14 protein-coding genes are annotated in these 19276 nt (G+C 72.6%); 8 read left to right on the top strand and 6 right to left on the bottom strand.

The genetic code is table 11. The features are described 5' to 3' along the window. Positions 1 to 18: 18 nt before the first annotated feature. Positions 19 to 441: a DUF3499 domain-containing protein gene (locus AC067N_RS37625; RefSeq protein WP_478683449.1), complete on the bottom strand. Its 423-nt coding sequence runs from the start codon at positions 439 to 441 to the stop codon at positions 19 to 21. A gap of 345 nt (positions 442 to 786) precedes the next feature. On the opposite strand from AC067N_RS37625, the gene AC067N_RS37620 reads away from it, so the two are divergent. Next, on the top strand, positions 787 to 1242 hold the full coding sequence (locus AC067N_RS37620) for a metallopeptidase family protein (RefSeq protein ID WP_478683461.1): 456 nt from the start codon (positions 787 to 789) through the stop codon (positions 1240 to 1242). A gap of 237 nt (positions 1243 to 1479) precedes the next feature. Here the strand turns inward: AC067N_RS37620 and AC067N_RS37615 are convergent, their stop codons facing one another. From AC067N_RS37615 to AC067N_RS37605, 3 genes are all read right to left on the bottom strand, one after another. Next, positions 1480 to 2967, bottom strand: a complete 1488-nt coding sequence (locus AC067N_RS37615; RefSeq protein WP_478683448.1) for a DUF5719 family protein — start codon at positions 2965 to 2967, stop codon at positions 1480 to 1482. Continuing rightward, on the bottom strand, positions 2964 to 6596 hold the full coding sequence (locus AC067N_RS37610) for a glycosyltransferase family 2 protein (protein ID WP_478683447.1): 3633 nt from the start codon (positions 6594 to 6596) through the stop codon (positions 2964 to 2966). Before AC067N_RS37610 ends, AC067N_RS37615 begins: the two co-directional genes overlap by 4 nt. A gap of 237 nt (positions 6597 to 6833) precedes the next feature. Beyond that, a complete protein-coding gene (locus tag AC067N_RS37605) occupies positions 6834 to 7097 on the bottom strand; it encodes a WhiB family transcriptional regulator (RefSeq protein WP_003975777.1) in 264 nt (87 codons plus the stop codon). Positions 7098 to 7767: 670 nt separating this feature from the next. Here AC067N_RS37605 and AC067N_RS37600 point away from each other — a divergent pair. The 4 genes from AC067N_RS37600 to AC067N_RS37585 all read left to right on the top strand — a co-directional run bounded on the left by AC067N_RS37600 (position 7768) and on the right by AC067N_RS37585 (position 11841). Continuing rightward, complete coding sequence (locus tag AC067N_RS37600; RefSeq protein ID WP_478683446.1) at positions 7768 to 8265, top strand: cysteine dioxygenase; 498 nt, start codon at positions 7768 to 7770, stop codon at positions 8263 to 8265. A 133-nt stretch (positions 8266 to 8398) separates the two neighbouring features. Then, the gene (gene cofD, locus AC067N_RS37595) at positions 8399 to 9358 is read left to right on the top strand and encodes a 2-phospho-L-lactate transferase (RefSeq protein WP_478683445.1); all 960 of its coding nucleotides are present in this window, start codon (positions 8399 to 8401) and stop codon (positions 9356 to 9358) included. Next, positions 9355 to 10683, top strand: a complete 1329-nt coding sequence (locus AC067N_RS37590; protein ID WP_478683444.1) for a coenzyme F420-0:L-glutamate ligase — start codon at positions 9355 to 9357, stop codon at positions 10681 to 10683. Before cofD ends, AC067N_RS37590 begins: the two co-directional genes overlap by 4 nt. A 156-nt stretch (positions 10684 to 10839) precedes the next feature. Further along, the gene (locus AC067N_RS37585) at positions 10840 to 11841 is read left to right on the top strand and encodes a DNA-3-methyladenine glycosylase family protein (protein ID WP_478683443.1); all 1002 of its coding nucleotides are present in this window, start codon (positions 10840 to 10842) and stop codon (positions 11839 to 11841) included. Positions 11842 to 11951: 110 nt separating this feature from the next. Here AC067N_RS37585 and manB read toward each other — a convergent pair whose 3' ends face one another. Together manB and AC067N_RS37575 are read right to left on the bottom strand one after the other, a co-directional pair. Beyond that, entirely contained in the window at positions 11952 to 13034 is a 1083-nt protein-coding gene (manB, locus tag AC067N_RS37580) for a mannose-1-phosphate guanylyltransferase (RefSeq protein WP_478683442.1), read from the bottom strand. A gap of 259 nt (positions 13035 to 13293) precedes the next feature. Next, positions 13294 to 14769 carry a peptidoglycan recognition protein family protein gene (locus AC067N_RS37575; RefSeq protein WP_478683460.1) on the bottom strand — a complete coding sequence of 492 codons (1476 nt, stop codon included), beginning with the start codon at positions 14767 to 14769 and terminating at the stop codon, positions 13294 to 13296. A 143-nt stretch (positions 14770 to 14912) separates the two neighbouring features. Here AC067N_RS37575 and AC067N_RS37570 point away from each other — a divergent pair, with 143 nt between their 5' ends. The 3 genes from AC067N_RS37570 (at position 14913) to AC067N_RS37560 (ending at position 19054) form a co-directional block, all read left to right on the top strand. Beyond that, a complete protein-coding gene (locus tag AC067N_RS37570) occupies positions 14913 to 15668 on the top strand; it encodes a TIGR03089 family protein (protein ID WP_478683441.1) in 756 nt (251 codons plus the stop codon). A gap of 201 nt (positions 15669 to 15869) precedes the next feature. Then, entirely contained in the window at positions 15870 to 17066 is a 1197-nt protein-coding gene (locus tag AC067N_RS37565) for an LCP family protein (RefSeq protein ID WP_478683440.1), read from the top strand. 245 nt (positions 17067 to 17311) lie between these two features. Then, on the top strand, positions 17312 to 19054 hold the full coding sequence (locus AC067N_RS37560) for an LCP family protein (RefSeq protein ID WP_478683439.1): 1743 nt from the start codon (positions 17312 to 17314) through the stop codon (positions 19052 to 19054). Positions 19055 to 19276 lie beyond the last annotated feature (222 nt).

The raw sequence follows: 19276 nt of genomic DNA, 5'->3' as shown, positions 1-19276 counted from the left end.
CGTCACCGAGCAGGGACGTCAGTTGTCGGGTGAGCGCAGGACACGGAGGTGCCCCCGGCGGGCGACCTCCATCGGGTCGGCCGTACGGGCGCTGCCGCCGGCCTCGGCGGCGCGCTGCTGCGGGCGGGCCGCCTCGCGCACGGCGTTGGCGAGTGCTTCCAGGTCGTCACCGCTGGGGCGGGCGGGGGCCGAGGCGTCCAGCAGTCGTACGACCTCCCAGCCGCGCGGGGCGGTGAGGCGCTCGGAGTGCTCGGCGCACAGGTCGTAGCAGTGGGGTTCGGCGTAGGTGGCGAGCGGGCCGAGGACCGCGGTCGAGTCGGCGTAGACGTACGTCAGCGTCGCGACGGCGGGACGGCCGCAAGCGGTTCGCGAACAGCGACGTACAGGGCTCACGATGTTGGACGGTACCGCACTCTTGAGCGGGCCGCGACGACTCCCCACCAGGTCACTCCCCCGTGTCGCACTGTGAGACGCCCCACATGCCTCCGCGAACCCACCTCGCTGACCTGCGGGTAACCCGCCGTCCGGGATGCCGGACGCCCTCGAAGTCGGTCAAATTTCGCTACAAACCAGGCCATTTACTGCGGGTTATCCGGTCCGGGAGAGAGTGGAATCGAGCCCAACCTTGGCTGGAATGGTCATCCGGTGACAGGCCGGACGGGCCTCCGGGCCAGCCCCGTTCGGCGCGCCGGTTGGACGTGCCAGGTCAGCGGCGTCTGGCCGGTTGTGCGGGCCGGGGTGTGGAGCCGGGCGCGTGGACCTCGTCGGGACTACGCTTCGCAGGTGATGGACAACCTCGTACCGCCGCCCGCCGCCTCCGCGCCCGGACCCCGCCGTCGAGATCGGCACGGCAGGGGGATGCGCGGCCCCGTCGCGCCGCCGCAGGTACCGCTCGCGGCGAGTCGCGCGGACGTCTTCGCGGACCTCGTGCGGGACTCCGTGGAGCGGCTGGAGCGGCGCTGGCCGCAGCTGGCCGACATCGACTTCCTCGTGCTCGAGGTGCCGAGGCTGGACGGGCCGGCCGACGGGGTGTGGAACGACGAGGCGGTGCCGCTCGGGGGGATCGTGCCGGCGCGGGAGGGACGGGCCGCGCGGGTGGTCGTGTACCGGCGGCCGGTGGAGATCCGGACGAAGGGGCGGGACGAGCGGGCGGCGCTGGTGCACGAGGTGGTCGTGGAGCAGGTCGCCGAGTTGTTGGGGCTGAACCCGGAGACCGTGGATCCCCGGTACGGGGAGGACTGATCCGCCGGGGGACGCCCACCATGGTCCGCCCCGCCGCCCCTGGCCGTCCCGCCCTCCGGGGGCTGCCGCCCCTGCGAACCCGCCTCGGTCGCCTGGTGGCCCGGAGGAGCGTGTGTTCGACGGGTGCGGGTGGTGCGTGGTTCCTCGCGGGCTCCCCGCACCCCTGCTGCCCAAGGGTTGTCCCATGATTCCCGGCGGGCGCGCGGCGCAGATCCACCGGGAATCACGGGACGACCCTTAGTCCTGCAGTACCGCCACATCCTGTCGGGCCTGGGGGACCGCCACCGTTCCCCGGTCGTCGGGCAGGGTCTGGATGGTGAAGGCGGGGACCGTGTCGACCTTGGCTTCGAGGGTGCGCGAGGCATAGACGGGAGTGTCGGTGAGGGGCTCCACGGTGAGGGCGTAGGTGCCCTTCAGGCCGGCCGGGGCCGGGAACTCCACGTTCTGGGTGGTGCCCGCCTTGATGGTGAAGGTCTTGGTCGCGGGCTCGCCGGCCGAACTGCCCGCGGACGCCGTCACCTTGACCCTGGCGGTGCGGGTGGGGGAGGTGAGGGCGAGGGTCGTGCCCTTGACCCGGTTGTCGGCGACCGTGGCGCGATTGCCGACGGGGCGGGTGGCGGGGATGAACGCCGTCTCCTGGTTGCCGCCCTTGCCTCGTACGACGCGGAGGGCGGCCACCACCGGGACCGACTCGTCTGTGGGGCTCAGCAGGAGTGATCCGGCCTCGCCGCGGGTGATGGCTCCGAGGTCGGCCGTGGCGGTCATACCCGCCTTGACGTGCAGGGTCTCGTTGCCGGCCGGGGTGATCGTCCCGGAGGGCGAGGCGAGCCGGAGCTTCAGGTCGGCGTCGCTGTCGCCGGGGGTGAAGGCGATCAGCTGGACGGATGTGGCGTCCTCCGGGATGCCCGGGAGGACCGCACTGCCGGCCGGGTCGGTCGCGGCGGCGAGCCAGTCACCGCCCTGCTTGTCGTCGAGGGCCTGAACGGCGGCGGCCACGCGACCGCTGCGCACGCTGACGTGGACCGTGAGGTCGGCCTGCTTCTCCGTGGTGAGCGTCGACAGCAGCACGGGTTCGGTGGAGCGGGGCCGGACGGTGATGCCCTCCCCCACCGTCGACTTCAGCTCGCCGTCCTTGCCGTACAGCTCGATGTCGACGACGGCGGCGGCGTCGTCCGGGTTGGTGAGGTGGGCGTAGTCCGTGCGGCCGGTGGCCGTGCTGACGCCCGGGAACCAGAACTGTGTGTCCGGGGCGGTGCAGTTGACGCCGAGCAGGCCCCGGCCGGTTCCGGCGGCGACCTCGGTGGTCTCCTGGACGGTCCAGCCGGGCGCGGACCTCCCCTCGGCCAGGCCGATCAGCGCGGGCTGGTCACCGCCGTCGGTGCTTGCGGTGACGGGCTTGCCCGGCGCCTTGGGCTCCAGGACGGGCTCGGCGGCCTTGCCCTTCTTGTCGGTCTCCGCCGACTCCTGGCCGGCGGCGGACAGTTGGGCGCCGCCCTTGCCCGACGTGCCCTTGGTGACGGGGGTGAAGGACGTGTACGCGGTCTCGGCGATGTCCGAGGCGCTCGGCTGGGGGCAGAGCAGACTCGTGCGCTCGACGGGGAGTTGCGCGGCCGCCTCCACGGTGGTGTCACCGCCGGAGGCGTCGGGCGCGCTGAGTACGGCGAACCCGGTGACGGCGGCGAGGGCGGTCGTGCCGGCGATCAGGGACAGGGTCGTGCGGTTCACTGCTGGCTCCCGTCGGGGCGCTCGGGGTCGGCGCCGGTGCCGTGCGACGGGTCGTACGTCGCGTCGTAGCCCTGGGTGTACGCCTGGTCGTAGGAGGGCGCGTCGCCCCCGTAGGAGGCGTACGGGTCGTACTGGCCGCCCTGGTAGGGGTCAGCCTGGTAGTGCTGCTGGTCGTAGGTACCCGCCGGGTACTGCTGGGCGGCCTGGTACTGCTGGGCGGCCTGGTACTGCTGGTCGTACTCGGCGCCCGCGTAACTCGGGGCGTCCCACTCGCCGTACGCCTGCTGCTGCGGGACGGGGACGGCCACCGGGGCCTCCTCGGCGGGCAGGGGCGGGGTCTCCGCGGACTGGTCGGCCTCGGCCTCCGCCTGCGCGCGCAGACGGCGGGCACGGCGGCCGTCGCCGGTGATGTCCTGGGCGGGCACGGCGACCGGCTCGTCGGGCAGGTCGTCGTCGACGTCCCGGCGGCGGCCGGGCAGGGCCAGGACCACGAGGACGACGGCGAGCGAGCCCTGCGCCCACAGCCGGCCGGTGTGGCTCACGGGCTCGTCGAAGGTGACGTCCAGCCTGCCGCCCCCGGCGGGGAGTCGGAAGCCCTGGGCCCAGCCGTCGACGGTGGTCGGGGTGAGCGGCTTGCCGTCGAGGGTGGCGGTCCAGGACTCGTCGGCGGTGTCGGAGAGACGCAGCACGCGTCCCGAGCCGCCGGCCGGGAGGGTGGTGTGCACATCGACGGGGCCGGCCGCGACGGACTTCGGCTCGCCGGAGCCCGCCTCGACGGTGACACGGGCGACCTCGCGGTCCACGCGCCACAGGGCGCCGCCGTCCTGCTGGCTGAGCCGGCTCAGCCCGGGTGTGGCGTCGAGGACGCGGCTCATCTCGCGGGGGGCGCCCTTGCGGACGAGGACGTAGCGCACGGCGAAGCCGCCGAGTTGGTCGGCCTGGTCGGCGCCGGAGCCGGCGACGAGGTTGGCGACGACCTTGTCGAGCTGCTCGTTCTCCCCGGCGGCGGCCGTGAGTTCGGCGTCGCCGAGGCGGACGCCGGAGCCGCGGACCAGGGTGTAGGAGACCTCGGCGGTCGAGCCGCCGTAGAGGACGAGGGTGCGGGCCTGGTCCCGGGTGCCGCTCTCCTCGGCGACGAACGCGGGGACCTGGACGGGGTCGCGGCGCTCCAGGGGCCCGTCGGCGCCGCCGATCATCCAGCCGGCGGCGGCGAGGAGCGGGCCGACGGCGGCGGCGAGCGCGATCAGCGCGGCCACCGGCTGACGCCAGCCGAAGCTCTGCTCGGCCACCCGCGCGCGTGCCCCGTCGGCGCCCAGGGTGGCGGCGGCGAGCAGGGCGATGCCGTAGACCAGGGTCGCGGGGCCCGCCCAGGTGGAGTTGTTGGACAGGACGGCGAGGACGAGGCCCACCAGGGCGGCCGTCCAGGCGGTCCCGATCGCCGTGCGGCGTTCCGAGCGCAGCAGGGCGGCCAGCGCGGCGAGGACGACGCCGATGAGCGTGAGGCCGCCGACCGTGCCGGGTCCGCCGGGGCTGATGCCGAGCAGATCGGTCGGGGAGGCCGCGCTCGCCCCGTACTCCAGACCGGCCTCCTGGAAGAAGCCGAACGGCAGCAGGGTCAGCGACCAGGGGGCCAGGATCAGCAGCGGGGTACCCAGCTGGGCGAGGAAGCGCGGGCCGTAGGCGGTGATCTCGCGGCGGCGCACGACGAGCACGGCCAGGCCGAGGAGCAGCGCGATGGGCCACACGATCGGGGTGAACGCGGTGGTGATCGTCAGCAGCAGCGCGTACGCCCAGCTGGCGCGCCAACTTCCGCGCGCCCCCGTGCTGTTCGTGAGCCCTGCCGCGGCGGCGCCCGCGCGGGCGATCAGGGGGAGCAGGATGGCGAGGACGGCGGTGCCGATGCGCCCCCCGGCGAGGGCGCCGGTGACGGCGGGCAGGAAGGCGTACACGACGGCCGCCCAGGCGCGCAGCAGCCGGGACTCGACGAGGGGCCGGGAGGCGAAGTACGCGGTGCAGCCGGCCAGCGGCACGGAGGCCACGAGCAGCACGGTGACCGCGAGCCCGGTCGAGCCGAACAGCAGCGAGGCGAGCATCGCCACGATCGCCAGGTAGGGCGGCGCGGCCTCGGCGCCGCCCGCGCCGATGGGGTGCCAGGCGTCCAGGTAGCGCGCCCACAGTTCGCCGGAGTCGGCGGGCGCGGGCAGCAGGGCGCCGCCCGCGAGCGCGCCGCCGCCGAGGAGTGCGCGGCAGGCCACGAGCGAGGCGAGCAGCAGCAGGAGGAAGAGCAGGGGGCCCGGCTTGCGCGCGAGACGTTTGAGCCGGGCGAACTGCTCGACCTCCAGGAAGTCGGCGTCGTCGTCGCCGGGCCCGGACTCGACGGCGCCGCCGTGCCGTCCGGCCGAGGGGGCCTCGGTGTCGGAGCGGCCGAAGAGATCGCCGGCCGCCTGCTCGACGGTGGCGCGGACGGTGGCGCCGGGCGGCGGGAACAGCGCGCGCAGCTCACCCTTGTCGACCTGCGCCCCGCCTCTTCTGCGGCGTCCGGCGATGATCCGCTCGGGCCGCAGCAGCACGCTCAGCAGTCCGCGGATCTCGTCGACGGCCTGGCCGGGGACCTTGCCGACGAGGTAGGCGACGGTCCGCAGCAGGGTGCCGAGGACGATGCGGAACAGCAGCCAGGGCAGTTGCGCGGTACGGGAGTTGACGAGCAGGGTGTAGACCGCGCCGGCCTTGTCGACCATGTGCGGGGAGGCGGCGGAGCGGCCCACGCAGTCGACGGTGCGGCGCTCGCGTGAGGACGCCTCGGCGTGCCGTACGACCGCTTCGGGGGCGACGAGGACGCGGTGGCCGGCGGCGGTGGCGCGCCAGCACAGGTCGACGTCGTCGCGCATGAGGGGCAGCCGGCGGTCGAAGCCGCCGAGTTCCTCGAAGACGTCGCGGCGGATCAGCATGCCGGCGGTGGAGACGGCGAGGGTGGGCTTGACGTGGTCGTGCTGGCCCTGGTCCTGCTCGCGGCGGTCGAGGCCGGTCCAGCGGCGGCCGGAGGCCGCGATGGTGACGCCGACCTCCAGGAGCTGACGGCGGTCGTACCAGCCGCGCAGCTTGGGGCCGACGACGGCGACGTCGTCCCGGCCCAGCTCGCGTTCGTTCTCCACGACGCGCAGCAGCTGGGCGAGGGCGTCGGGCTCGGGGGCGCAGTCGTCGTGCAGCAGCCACAGCCATTGCACCGGCTCTCCGTGCGGGAGCTCGGGCAGGTCGTACGCGTCGTCGCGCCAGGTGCGCGTGACCGGGTCCCAGCCGCTGGGGCGGCGCAGGTACGCCAGGTCGTCCTGGGTGAGCACGCCCGCGCTGCGGTTGGCCTCCTCGACGGCCTGGCCGAAGCCGGTGCGCCGGGCGAGGTGCAGGACACGGTCGGGGCCGAGGGCGTCGGCGAGGAGCTGGGCGGAGTCGTCCGCGCTGCCGGTGTCGGCCGCCATGGCGCTCTGCACGGGGCGCTCCTGGCCGAGCAGTCCGGCGAGCGCGTCGGGCAGCCAGCGGGCGCCGTCGTGCGCGACGAGGACCGCGGTCACCACATGACGTGGGAACTCAGGGGTGGCAGCGTCGTGAGCTGCGGTGTGGCTGTGCACGGACATCGAGGTACGGGCCCCGGTTCGATGGACTGCGGTGGACGTCTGTGTCCGGCGTGGACAGCGGGACGTCTCGGACGAGGGCCCACACTAACGGCTGAGCAGCACGGCGGCCCGCCGCCTGTGGACAAGCCACCTGCGACGGGCCGTTCGTCATCCGGTTCCGCTGGGACGTGCGTCGGGCTGCCGACTTCCTGAGGTGCGCGGTGTGCGGAGGCGCGTGCGGCGAGGGCTGCGACGCGCTCAGACGGCGGCCTTCTTGAGGCGGCGGCGTTCACGCTCGGACAGACCGCCCCAGATGCCGAAGCGCTCGTCGTTGGCGAGGGCGTATTCGAGGCACTCGGAGCGGACCTCGCAGGCGAGGCAGACCTTCTTGGCCTCGCGGGTCGAGCCGCCCTTCTCGGGAAAGAAGGACTCGGGGTCGGTCTGGGCGCACAGTGCGCGCTCCTGCCAGCCGAGTTCCTCGTCCGCGTCGTCGACCAGCAGTTGCTGCACGAGCTCGGTCATGTGCGCCCCTCGTCCGTCTTTCGCGTCCCCGTCGTGCGGCCGTTACCGATTCCGGCTGAACGACACGAGTGAAATTACAAGTGTGCTGCTACGGGCGAGTCAAGCCGAGATCTGCTATTGGGCCCCTTATTCACTCTGCGGAACCAAGGCTATGCGGAAAGTGTTCAAATCGGCATAAACCTGACAGCAGCTTGGCGGCGGGCGGAAGTCCCGTACGGTCTCCCTCTCTTACGAGGGAAGACGTCCAGGAGTTCGATCTCGTTCCGGTCCGTTCGCACTCACCCGTATCGGGTTGTGCGCCATGTGTCCCCGACTCCCCGTGCACAAACCTTTCACCGGGGTGATGCACCGGAAGAGGTGAAGCGGCATCCACATAACGGACGTGAAGTTGACAGCAGAGGTGTGAACCGCTGTCCTAGTGGGCATGCTCGCGAACTCGGCACTCACCCCGACCCGCTCCGCCGGGTCCCTCGGTGCTGCCCGCGCTCGCTGTAGCTGTTGCTGTCCCAGCTGTTGAGCCCAACGCGCTCCGGCTGCCACTGAGCCCATCGAGGCTCGGCTGCTGCTCCCTTCCGCCCGCACCCGGGCATCCGCCCCGCCCGTGATCCGGGCGGACGGCACGCGACACCCGGCCACCCCCCGCACTCTCCGCCGAGGACCACCTCACCCCATGAACAGCGACAGCGACCTCCAGATCGCCGGCGACATCCTCGAAGTCCCGCACCTCCTCCAGCCGCCGCGCCAACACCCGGTCACCGTGGCCGAGTTCGCCGGACTGGCCCGCTCCCTCGCCGAGGACCGCGCCCAGTGGGAGCACGTCGTCGAGTACGACGCGACGACGCGCTGGTACCACCGGCTGCGCACCGGCCCCGGGTACGAGGTGTGGCTGCTGTCCTGGGTACCGGGTCAGGGCAGCGGACTGCACGACCACGGAGGGTCGTCGGGTGTGCTCACCGTGCTGGACGGCACGCTGACCGAGCACACCGACCGGGGGACGCGGACGCTGGGCGCCGGCGCGCAGCGGGTCTTCGCGCCGGGCTATGTGCACGAGGTCGTCAACGACACGCTGGAACCGGCCATAAGCCTGCACGTCTACTACCCGGGCCTGACGGACATGCCGATGCACACCAAGGCCTGCGCCACGGCGACGGCGGCCGTCACGGCCTGACGCCGGGCGGCGGCGACCGTCGGCCGGAACCGTTCCCGCCGGTGCCGCGCCGCCGTGGCCGTCGGCCGGAACCGTTCGCCGTCGCGGGTGGCCGGGCGGCCCGTTGTCGTACCCGCCTGCGAGACTGGCTCCCATGCGCATTGTGGTTCTGGCGGGTGGCATCGGTGGTGCCCGGTTCCTGCGCGGCCTGAAGCGGGCCGCGCCGGAGGCCGACATCACGGTCATCGGCAACACCGGGGACGACATCCACCTCTTCGGCCTGAAGGTCTGCCCGGACCTCGACACGGTGATGTACACGCTCGGCGGCGGCATCAACGAGGAGCAGGGCTGGGGCCGGGCCGACGAGACCTTCCATCTGAAGGAGGAGCTCGCGGCGTACGGCGTCGGACCGGAGTGGTTCGGCCTGGGCGACCGGGACTTCGCCACGCACATCGTGCGGACGCAGATGATCGGCGCCGGATACCCGCTGAGCGCGGTCACCGAGGCCCTGTGCGACCGGTGGCAGCCGGGTGTGCGGCTCATCCCCATGACCGACGACCGGGTCGAGACCCATGTCGCCGTCGACCTCGACGGCGAGCGCAAGGCCGTCCACTTCCAGGAGTACTGGGTGCGGCTGCGGGCCTCCGTGCCGGCCGAGGCGATCGTGCCGGTCGGCGCCGAGCAGGCGAAGCCCGCGCCCGGGGTCCTGGAGGCCGTCGCGGAGGCGGACGTGATCCTCTTCCCGCCGTCCAACCCCGTCGTGTCCGTCGGCACCATCCTGGCCGTGCCCGGCATCAGGGAGGCGATCGCCGAGGCCGGGGTGCCGGTCGTCGGGCTCTCCCCCATCGTCGGCGACGCGCCCGTGCGGGGCATGGCCGACAAGGTGCTCGCCGCCGTCGGCGTCGAGTCCACCGCCGCGGCAGTCGCCGAGCACTACGGCTCCGGGCTGCTCGACGGCTGGCTCGTCGACACCGTCGACGCGGGCACCGTCGAGCGCGTCGAGGCCGCGGGCATCCGCTGCCGGGCGGTCCCCCTGATGATGACCGACCTGGACGCCACGGCGGCCATGGCCCGAGCGGCGCTGGCGCTCGCGGAGGAGGTACGGGGCGCGTGAGCGAGGAGACCGCGCGAGAGGCGTCCTCGGCCGCCGGGTACCGGGTGTGGGCCGTCGCCGGCATACCCGAGGTCCAGCGGGGGGACGACCTCGCCAAGCTGATCGCCGCGGCCGAGCCGGGGCTGCGTGACGGGGACGTGCTGCTCGTCACCTCGAAGATCGTGTCCAAGGCCGAGGGCCGGATGGTCGAGGCGGCCGACCGGGAGGCCGCGATCGACGCCGAGACCGTGCGGGTCGTGGCCCGGCGCGGTGCGCTGCGGATCGTGGAGAACCGGCAGGGCCTGGTGATGGCCGCCGCCGGCGTCGACGCCTCCAACACCCCCTCCGGGACCGTACTGCTGCTGCCCGAGGACCCCGACGCCTCCGCACGGGCCGTCCGGGACGGCATCAGGGACGCGCTCGGGGTCGATGTCGGGGTCGTGGTCACCGACACCTTCGGGCGGCCCTGGCGCAGCGGACTCACCGACGTCGCCGTCGGCGCGGCCGGGGTGCGGGTCCTCGACGACCTGCGCGGCGGCACGGACACGCACGGCAATCCGCTGAGCGCGACCGTCGTCGCCACAGCCGACGAGCTGGCCGCCGCCGGTGACCTGGTGAAGGGCAAGGCCGCCGGGCTGCCGGTGGCCGTCGTGCGAGGGCTCGCACATGTCGTCGCCGAGGACGGCGGCGAGGGCACCAAGGCCCTGGTGCGGGGCGCCCGGGACGACATGTTCCGGATGGGGACCTCCGAGGCCGTACGGCTGGCGGTGACCCAGCGGCGCACCGTGCGGGCGTTCACCGACGAGCCGGTCGACCCAGGTGCGGTACGGCGTGCCGTGGCCGCCGCCGTCACGGCGCCGGCACCGCACCACACGACACCGTGGCGGTTCGTGCTGCTGGAGTCCGAGGAGTCGCGGGTGCGGCTGCTCGACGCGATGCGGGACGCCTGGATCGCGGATCTGCGGCGGGACGGCAAGAGCGAGGAGTCCGTCGCGAAGCGGGTCCGGCGGGGGGACGTACTGCGCAACGCGCCGTACCTCGTCGTGCCCTGTCTGGTGATGGACGGGTCGCACACCTACGGGGACGCACGGCGGGACGGCGCCGAGCGGGAGATGTTCGTCGTCGCCGCCGGGGCCGGGGTGCAGAACTTCCTGGTGGCGCTGGCCGGGGAGCGGCTCGGCTCCGCGTGGGTGTCCTCGACGATGTTCTGCCGGGATGTCGTCCGGGAGGTGCTGGGGCTGCCGGAGGGCTGGGATCCGATGGGGGCCGTGGCCGTCGGGCACCCGGCGGGAGAGCCTCCGGCCCGGGGGGAGCGGGATGCGGGGGCGTTCATCGAGGTGCGGTGAGCTGGAAGGGGACCGCGCGCCCACGACTCGTGCGGGGGCGGGTTCAGGGCGCGTGTGCGGCGTCGTTCATGGTTGCTCGGGCGGTTCCCCGCGCCCCTGACGGCATCAGCGCCCTCTACGCTCATAGGGCACCGGACTAGCCCCTAGGACCTCATCGTGGCCGGACGTTTCTCCCCCCGGCCCACTCGCACGACCGTGCGGGGTGGGCATGTCGTGGTGCCCGGCGGGGTGCCCCGGCCCGCGGCCCTGCCGGGGCTTCGGCGGACGTGGACGCCCGAGGGGCCGTTCGATCTGGGGCTGGTGCTCGGGCCGCTCAAACGGGGGTCCGGCGATCCGACGTTCCGAGCGACCGCCGACGGGGCCGTGTGGCGGGTCTGCCGTACGCCGGCCGGGGCCGGGACCCTGCGGGTCGCCGTGCGCACCGGGGTCGTCGAGGCGGCGGCCTGGGGTCCGGGGAGCGAGTGGCTGCTCGACCGGCTGCCGGCCCTGCTGGGGGCGTTGGACGAACCCGACGCGTTCGTGCCCCGGCATCGGATCGTGGCGGCCGCCTGGCGGCGGCGTCCGGGGCTGCGGCTGACGCGGACCGGACTGGTGCTGGAGTCGCTGATCCCCTCGATCCTGGAGCAGAAGGTCACGACGGACGAGGCGTACCGGGCGTGGCGGCTGCTCGTACGGAAGTACGGGGAGCCGGCGCCGGGGCCCGCGCCCGCGGGGATGTCCGTGCCGCCGACGGCCCGGGAGTGGGCGTTGATCCCGTCCTGGGAGTGGCATCGGGCGGGGGTCGACGACAAGCGGGCGTCGACGATTCTGCGGGCGGTGCGGGTGGCGGGGCGGCTGGAGGAGGCCGTGGGGATGTCACCGGAGGACGCGCGGGCGCGGTTGGAGCTGGTCCCGGGGATCGGGCCGTGGACGTCGGCCGAGACGGTGCAGCGCAGCCATGGGGCGGCGGACGCGGTGACCGTGGGGGATCTGCATCTGCCGGGGATCGTGGGGTTCGCGCTGGCGGGGGACCGGGACGCCGACGACTCGGTGATGCTGTCGCTGCTGGAGCCGTATGCGGGGCAGCGGCATCGGGCCGCCCGGTTCATTCTGTTGTCGGGGCGGGTGCCGGGGCGGCGTACGCCGAAGATGCCTCGCTGGGACATCGGGCGCCTTTGAGCTAGGGCGGTTCGTTGGCGGGCGTCCTTCAGGGGCGCGGGGAACTGCGCGGGAAACCACGACCCACCCGCACCCGCCGACGAACCCGCACCCCCGAGCGATGAGGCGCCCTACTCGTCCGACGAGAAGCGGAGCGCCCCCGTGGGGATCCGGGCGTCGCACCAGACGCGCACCCCCGTGCGGAGTTCGTTGTCCGCGCCGATGACCGCGCCGTCGCCGACGACCGTGCCGGTGAGGACGGAGCGTTCGCCGATGCGGGCGCGGGCGCCGATCAGGGAGTCGGTGATGACGGCGCCGGGTTCGACGACGGCGCCCGCGAGCACCGTGCTGCCGGAGACCCGCGCGCCCTCTCCCACGAACGCGCCCTCGCCGACGACCGTGCCGCCGGTGAGCTTGGCGTCGCCGGCCACCCGGGCGGTGGGCAGGACGAGGCGGTCACCGCAGCGGCCGGGCACCGCGGGGGACGGGGCGCGCCCCAGGACGAGGTCCGCCGAGCCCCGGACGAAGGCCGCCGGGGTGCCGAGGTCCAGCCAGTACGTGGAGTCGACCATGCCCTGGAGGTGGGCGCCCGCCGCCAGCAGGTCCGGGAACGTCTCGCGTTCCACCGAGACCGGGCGGCCCGCCGGGATGGTGTCGATGACCGAGCGGCGGAAGACGTAGGCCCCCGCGTTGATCTGGTCGGTGACGATCTCCTCGGGGGTCTGGGGTTTCTCCAGGAACGCCAGGACCCGGCCCGACTCGTCCGTGGGGACGAGGCCGTAGGCGCGGGGGTCGGTGACCTGGGTCAGATGGAGCGATATGTCCGCGCCGGTCGTGCGGTGGGTGCCGACCAGGCGGCGGATGTCCAGGCCGGTGAGGATGTCGCCGTTGAAGACGAGGACGGGGTCCTCGGGGGCGGAGTGGAGGTAAGCGGCCGCGTTGCGGATGGCGCCGCCGGTGCCGAGGGGCTCCTCCTCGGTGACGTACTCGAGGTGGAGGCCGAGGGCGGAGCCGTCGCCGAAGTGGGGTTCGAAGACCTCGGCCAGATACGAGGTGGCGAGGACGATGTGGTCGACGCCCGCCGCTCTCGCCCGCGCCAGTTGGTGTGTGAGGAAGGGGACTCCGGCCGCCGGAAGCATGGGCTTCGGAGTGTGCACCGTGAGCGGACGCAGTCGGGTGCCTCTGCCGCCGACCAGAAGAATCGCTTCTGTCACCTGTCGTCTCTGCTTCCTGCCGGGACCGGCCGAACTGTCTTTCGGCCGGCCAGTGTATGCAGACCGTTCGATGGCGCCTTCGTGGTCGTGCGCGACCCCGCCGACTGCCGCTTCGCAGGTCGGCGGGGTCGTTCCACCGAGGGCACGACGGTCGTGCCCTCGGTCCTGCTGTTCTGCCGTGCGGTGGCCGCCGGTCGGCTCACCGGTTTCCGGCCGGGCGCCGGAGCCCCTGGATTCCCCCCTTCAACCTGCCGCCGTACTACCGCCCTTGGTAGCGGGCGGCCTCCGAGCGGGTCGCACCGAGCTTTCCGTAAAGGCGCCCCCCCGGGCACTCGGTCGCGAACCCGTCACGATGGCCGGAGATCACATGCAGTCGTACCTTCTTGCCTTTTGCGTAGAGATTGCTACCCCCGGAGACGAGGTCGGTCTTGCCCTTGGGGTTCGCCCGGTAAAGACCGAGTTTCCACGCGGTTAGTTGCGCGATCCCCGTCACAGCGGCCCGGGGCGGCGTGGTGGAGCCGTAGCTGCCGATGACCGCGATCCCCATGCTGTTCGAGTTGAATCCGAGGGTGTGGGCTCCCATGACGGCCTTCGCGACGCCACCCGCGCGCCCCTCGTAGATGTTTCCGCACTTGTCGACGAGGAAGTTGTAGCCGATGTCTCGCCAGCCGCTGCTCACCACGTGGTAGCGGTAGATACTGCGGATGACGGAAGCCGCCTGAGCGCAGCTGTAGTTGTTGCCCGAGGCGGTGTGGTGCACGAAGGCCGCCTGGACCCGCTTGGTGTAGAGGAAGTCGCGTTCACGGAGCTTCTCGTCGGCGCCCCAGCCGCGACGCGTGACGATACGCGGACGCGGCCCGATGTAGGGCTTCATACCCGGCTCCAGCGCGGCCAGCTCGGCCTCCGTCCCCTCGCGCGACAACGCCGGGATCACGGTGGAGCCGATCGGCGTGAGATCGGCGTTGACGGCGGACGAGGCGGCCGAGTCGACGGTCAGCCCGACGAAGCGCGCGGTGTCCGCGGGCGCGCCGCCGGGCGGGGGGGCGGCGGCCGGCCCGGCCATCGGGACGACGGCCCCCTGGGCCGCCCCGGCCTCCGGGACGCCCGGACCTGGGTCGACCAGTTCCAGGCGTAGGCCGTCCGGAAGCATCTGGACGCCCGGCACGGCCGTACGACCGCTGGCCTCGGCGCGTACGCGGACCTCGACGCCGTCGGATTCGCCCACCCACAGCGGGGCGGTGGAGCCGCGCACCCGGCTGGAGGTGCGTTCGGCGGTGTCCGGGTCGGCGGCGTGCTCCTGGTTGTGTGTCTCGACGTCCTGCCAGCCGGACCAGCGGGCGGTGCCCCGCGCCCGCGTACGGACCTGGACGCGGCCGTGCAGTTCGGAGTCCGGGTCGTCCCATACGACGCCGACCAGGGAGAACGACCGTACGTCCCGTCGTCCGAGGCCCTGTTCGGTGGCGTGCGCGCCGAAACCGCGGTCCGTCGCGCGCGGGACCAGGGGGAGCGACTGGGTGCTGCCGGACAGCGGTGCGGCCGCGCTGTCGAGGACCGCGGGGTCGACCGGGGTGACTCCTGCGGAAGTCGTGGGTTTTTCGGAGGTGGAGGGTCTGGCGAGGGCGGGGGTCGCGGCCGACGCGGGCAGTGCGGCCGAAACAGCGAGGGCCGCAGCGCAGGTGACGCCGATCGAGGAAGCGAGGAAACGAGAGCTACGCATACGCCCGATCTTGGACATAGTCATACATATCTGTCCATCGGGGAACTGACGGACCGTCGGCTCGGCTCCCCCGAACCGGTGGGTGGCGCTGCGCCGAACCGGTGGCCCCTCCGGTCCTGCCCCGGCTCGCCCGGCGCCGGGCCCCGCGTACGCTTACGCGCGTGAACGCCACCGACCGCACCCCTGCCGACCTGCTGCGATCCGCGCTCGCCGCGGACCCCGCGCGCCCCCTGGTGACCTTCTACGACGACGCCACGGGCGAACGCGTCGAATTGTCCGTGGCCACCTTCGCCAATTGGGTGGCCAAGACGGCGAATCTGCTCCAGGGCGACCTGGCCGCGCAGCCGGGCGACCGGCTGGCACTGCTGCTGCCCGCGCACTGGCAGACGGCGGTGTGGCTGCTGGCGTGTTCGTCGGTGGGGGTCGTCGCCGACATCGCCGGGGATCCGGGGGCGGCCGACCTCGTGGTGAGCGGACCGGACACGCTGGAGGAGGCCCGGGCGTGCTCCGGCGAGCGGGTCGCCCTCGCACTGCGACCGCTCGGGGGACGGTTCCCGCAGACGCCTGCGGGGTTCATGGACTACGCCGTCGAGGTGCCGTCGCAGGGGGACCGGTTCGCTCCGTTCGCCCCCGTGGACCCCGAGGAGCCGGCGCTGGTCGTGGCCGGGCGGGAGTTCAGCGGGGCGGAGGTCGTGGAGCGGGCACGGGCCGAGGCGGGCGGCATCGGGCTCACGGGGCCGGGGTCGCGGCTGCTGTCCGGAGTGGGGTACGGCACATGGGAGGGGCTGCTCGCGGGGTTGTACGGCCCGCTGGCGACGGGCGGTTCCGTGGTGCTGTGCCGGCATCTGGAGGCCCTGGGGGAGGATGCGCTGGCCAAGCGGATCGAGAGTGAGCGGGTCTCCGCCGTCTCGCGATAGGGCGGCCGTCTCGCGATAGGCCGGCCGTCTCGCGTCGGTACCCGCCGTCTCGCGTCAGCGCCGGCCGGGCGCCCGCCGTGCGGCCCGGCATCGTCCCGTCCCCCGTTCGGCCTACCCCCGGCCGCCCCCTCCCTCCTCGCACGCCATCGTCGTAAGAGCACGACTCGCTCGTACCTCGTACGCCGTGAGGGGTGGCCGGAAGTGAACGACGTCGGAGGCAGGACGAGGGTGCTCGGGCCCGGTGCGGGCGGTTCCGCCACCGGGGGCGGGCTCCTGCGCCGCCGCCGGCGGCGGTGGCTGCGGTGGACGGCGGCGGGGGCAGCGGCGTTCGTGGTCGGGGGCGTGGCGGTCGGCTGGGCCGCCTATCGGAAGCTCGACGGGAACATCACGTCCGACACGAGGGCGGCGGACGAGCTGGCCCGGTTCGAGAAGGAGCGACCCACCTCTCTGGTGCGGGACGCGCAGAACATCCTGGTGATCGGGTCGGACTCGCGCTCGGGGAGCGACAACGGCAGATACGGTCGGGACTCGGGCACCGAGCGGTCGGACACGACCATCCTGTTGCATCTGGCGGCCGACCGGCGGAGCGCGACGGCGGTGTCGCTGCCGCGGGACCTCATGGTGGACGTGCCCGGGTGCCGGAAGGCGGACGGCACCCGGACCGAACCGAGGTTCGCGATGTTCAACTACGCCTTCCAGGTGGGGGGTTCGGCCTGCACCATCCGGACGGTCGAGAAGATGACCGATATCCGCATCGACCATCACATCGTCGTGGACTTCAGCGGCTTCAAGGAGATGGTCGACGCCGTGGACGGGGTCGAGGTGTGCATAGAGGCCCCCATCCGCGACAAGGCCGCCAAGCTCCGGCTGCCGGCGGGCAGGGTGAGACTCAACGGCGAGCAGGCGCTGGGCTATGTGCGGGCCCGCAAGACGCTGGGCGACGGCAGCGACACCGAACGGATCGACCGGCAGCAGAGGTTCCTCGCGGCACTGGCCGCGAAGGTACGCAGCAACGGCGTCCTGCTGAACCCGGTGAAGCTCTATCCGGTGCTCGACGCGGCCACCTCGTCGCTCACCACGGACCCCGGCCTGGCGAGTCTGCGCGGTCTGTACGACCTCGTCCGCGGAATGCGCGCCATCCCCATGGAAAAGGTGCAATTCCTGACGGTTCCTCGTAAGTCGTACGCACACAACGCCAATCGTGACGAACTCGTCGAGCCGGCGGCCCACCGGCTCTTCGCCCGACTGCGCGCCGACGCACCCGTGGCCGTGGCCAGGGAACTCCCGGAGGGTGCGCCCGAGGGTCACGCGGAAGAGACTTCGGGCGGGTCTTCGCTCACACCCGATCCGTTGCCCACGTTCCGCGGTCGCACGGCCGCCGAAGAGGCCTGCGAGTGACCGGATCCGTCCCCCTCAGGTAAAACGCACGTCAACACGAGGAACAAATGCTCTATGAAATGGGCAGATTGCCCGCTTGTAGGGGCGTGCAATTTGTCACCGCCGTCGCTTGGCGCCTGATCGGGCGGCTAGTGTGAGCGATCCGGTGTGTCAGGCCTTCCCGGTCACGCACCACTTGCAGCGAGACCCGAGCGTCTTTTGAGGGGGAAGACGCCGCGTGGCCCCGACGGAGGAATCAGACAACCGTGGACGCGCAAGGCCGTGGGCGGGCGGAAGACATCGATCCCGCAGACCAGTGGGTACTCAACCCGAACACCGGTGAATACGAACTGCGACTGACCCCTTCCGGTCCGCAGTCGGGCGTGCCGAGGCCCCGCAGGGCCACGCCCGCGGGGGTGGGCGCCAGAGCGGCCGGCACCTCCGCGCGATCGGCTGCGGCTCCGGACACCCGGGAGATGCCCGAGGTCGTACCGGGGCCGCGGCGTCGACGGGGCACGCCCGAGGAGGACCCGCTGCCGGGCCGCCGGGGCGGCCGGAGCAGGACCAAACCCAAGAAGTCCACCGGCAAGCGGATATTGGTGTGGACGGGCGGCACCCTGGCCTTCGTGCTGGTCGTCGTGTGCGCCGCGGCCTATCTGTACTACCAGCACCTGAACGACAACATCACCTCCATCCCCGACGACGGCGCCGGCACCGGTGGCTTCAGCAAGGACCGGGCGATCAACCTCCTGGTGATCGGCACGGACAAGCGCACGGGCAAGGGCAACGGGAGCTACGGCGACAAGGACAGCGTCGGCCACGCCGACACCACGATCCTGCTGCACGTCTCCAAGGACCGGACGAACGCAACCGCGATGAGCATTCCGCGGGACATGATCGTGGACATCCCCGACTGCGAGACGACGCAGGAGGACGGCACCAAGAAGATCATCGAAGGTTCCCCCGACGCCCGGTTCAACACCAGCCTCGGACAGAGCGGCCGGACCCCCAGCTGCACGATGCGGACCGTGACGGAACTCACCGGGATCGTCCCCGACCACTTCATGGTCGCCGACTTCAACGCCGTGAAGACGCTCTCCACGGCGATCGGCGGCGTCGAGGTCTGCCTCGCCAAGCCCATCAAGGACACCAAGTCGAAGCTCGACCTCTCCGAGGGCAAGCACGTCATCGAGGGCGAGCAGGCACTGGCGTTCCTGCGCACCCGCTACAGCGTGGGCTTCGGCAGCGACCTGGACCGGATCAAGCTGCAGCAGCAGTTCCTCAGCTCGATGATCCGCCAGATGAAGTCCGAGGACACCCTCACCGACGCGGGCAAGGTCATCGACCTGGCGGAGGCCGCAACCAAGGCGCTGTCCGTCGACTCGCAGATCGCCGACATCCAGAAGCTGGGCTCGCTCGGCAAGGAGGTCGGCAAGGTGGAGACGAAGAACATCACCTTCACCACGGTGCCGGTCGTCGACAACACCGACCGCGCGACCGTGCTGCCCACACCGGGCAAGGCGGAGGAGCTGTTCCAGCTCATCCGCGACGACGTCTCGCTCAGCGAGGTGAAGAAGAAGGCCAAGGAGAAGCAGGCCGCGAAGCTCAAGGGCGCGCGCGCCAAGGCCTCCGACGTCCGGGTCAACGTCTACAACGGCGGTGCCAAGGCCGGCAGCGCGCAGGCCACGCTCAGCTGGCTGCAGAACGAGGTCGGCGTGACGAAGTCGAGCCAGCTCGGCAACGCCGGCAAGACCCTGTCGAAGACGACCCTCGAGTACGACCCCGACCAGGCCGACCAGGCGCGCAAGCTGGCCGACCTCATGGGGCTGTCCGCGTCCGCGCTGAAGCCCGGTGAGGGCAACAGCGAGGCAAACTCCCAGGGACTGCCCGCGATGGTGCTGACCCTGGGCGAGGACTTCAAGGGCGCCGGGGTGAAGCTGAGCGGTGCGTCGGCGGCGGACCTCGATGTCGAGAAGAACACCGCGGACAAGGAAAAGTGCGCCGGCTGATGACCTGACGGGGTCTTCCCGCGTCTATCAGGGCGCACGTGCAGTGAGAACGCCGGGTTGGCGCGAGGGTGCGCCCACCCGGCGGGTTCCGGTTGTCATACGACGGCACCCGCCGCCGTACCGGCCCGTGTCCGTGTCCACACCCGGTGTTCGACCGGGCACACGAACGCGGTCCCGGTCGGCGTCTGCGGGTACCCGATGTCATCCGGGCGGGACGCATGA

It is taken from the genome of Streptomyces sp. NPDC042364, from assembly GCF_056437585.1.
Note: the sequence above shows the minus strand (reverse complement) of the source record. Positions and strands in the feature narration are given on the sequence as shown.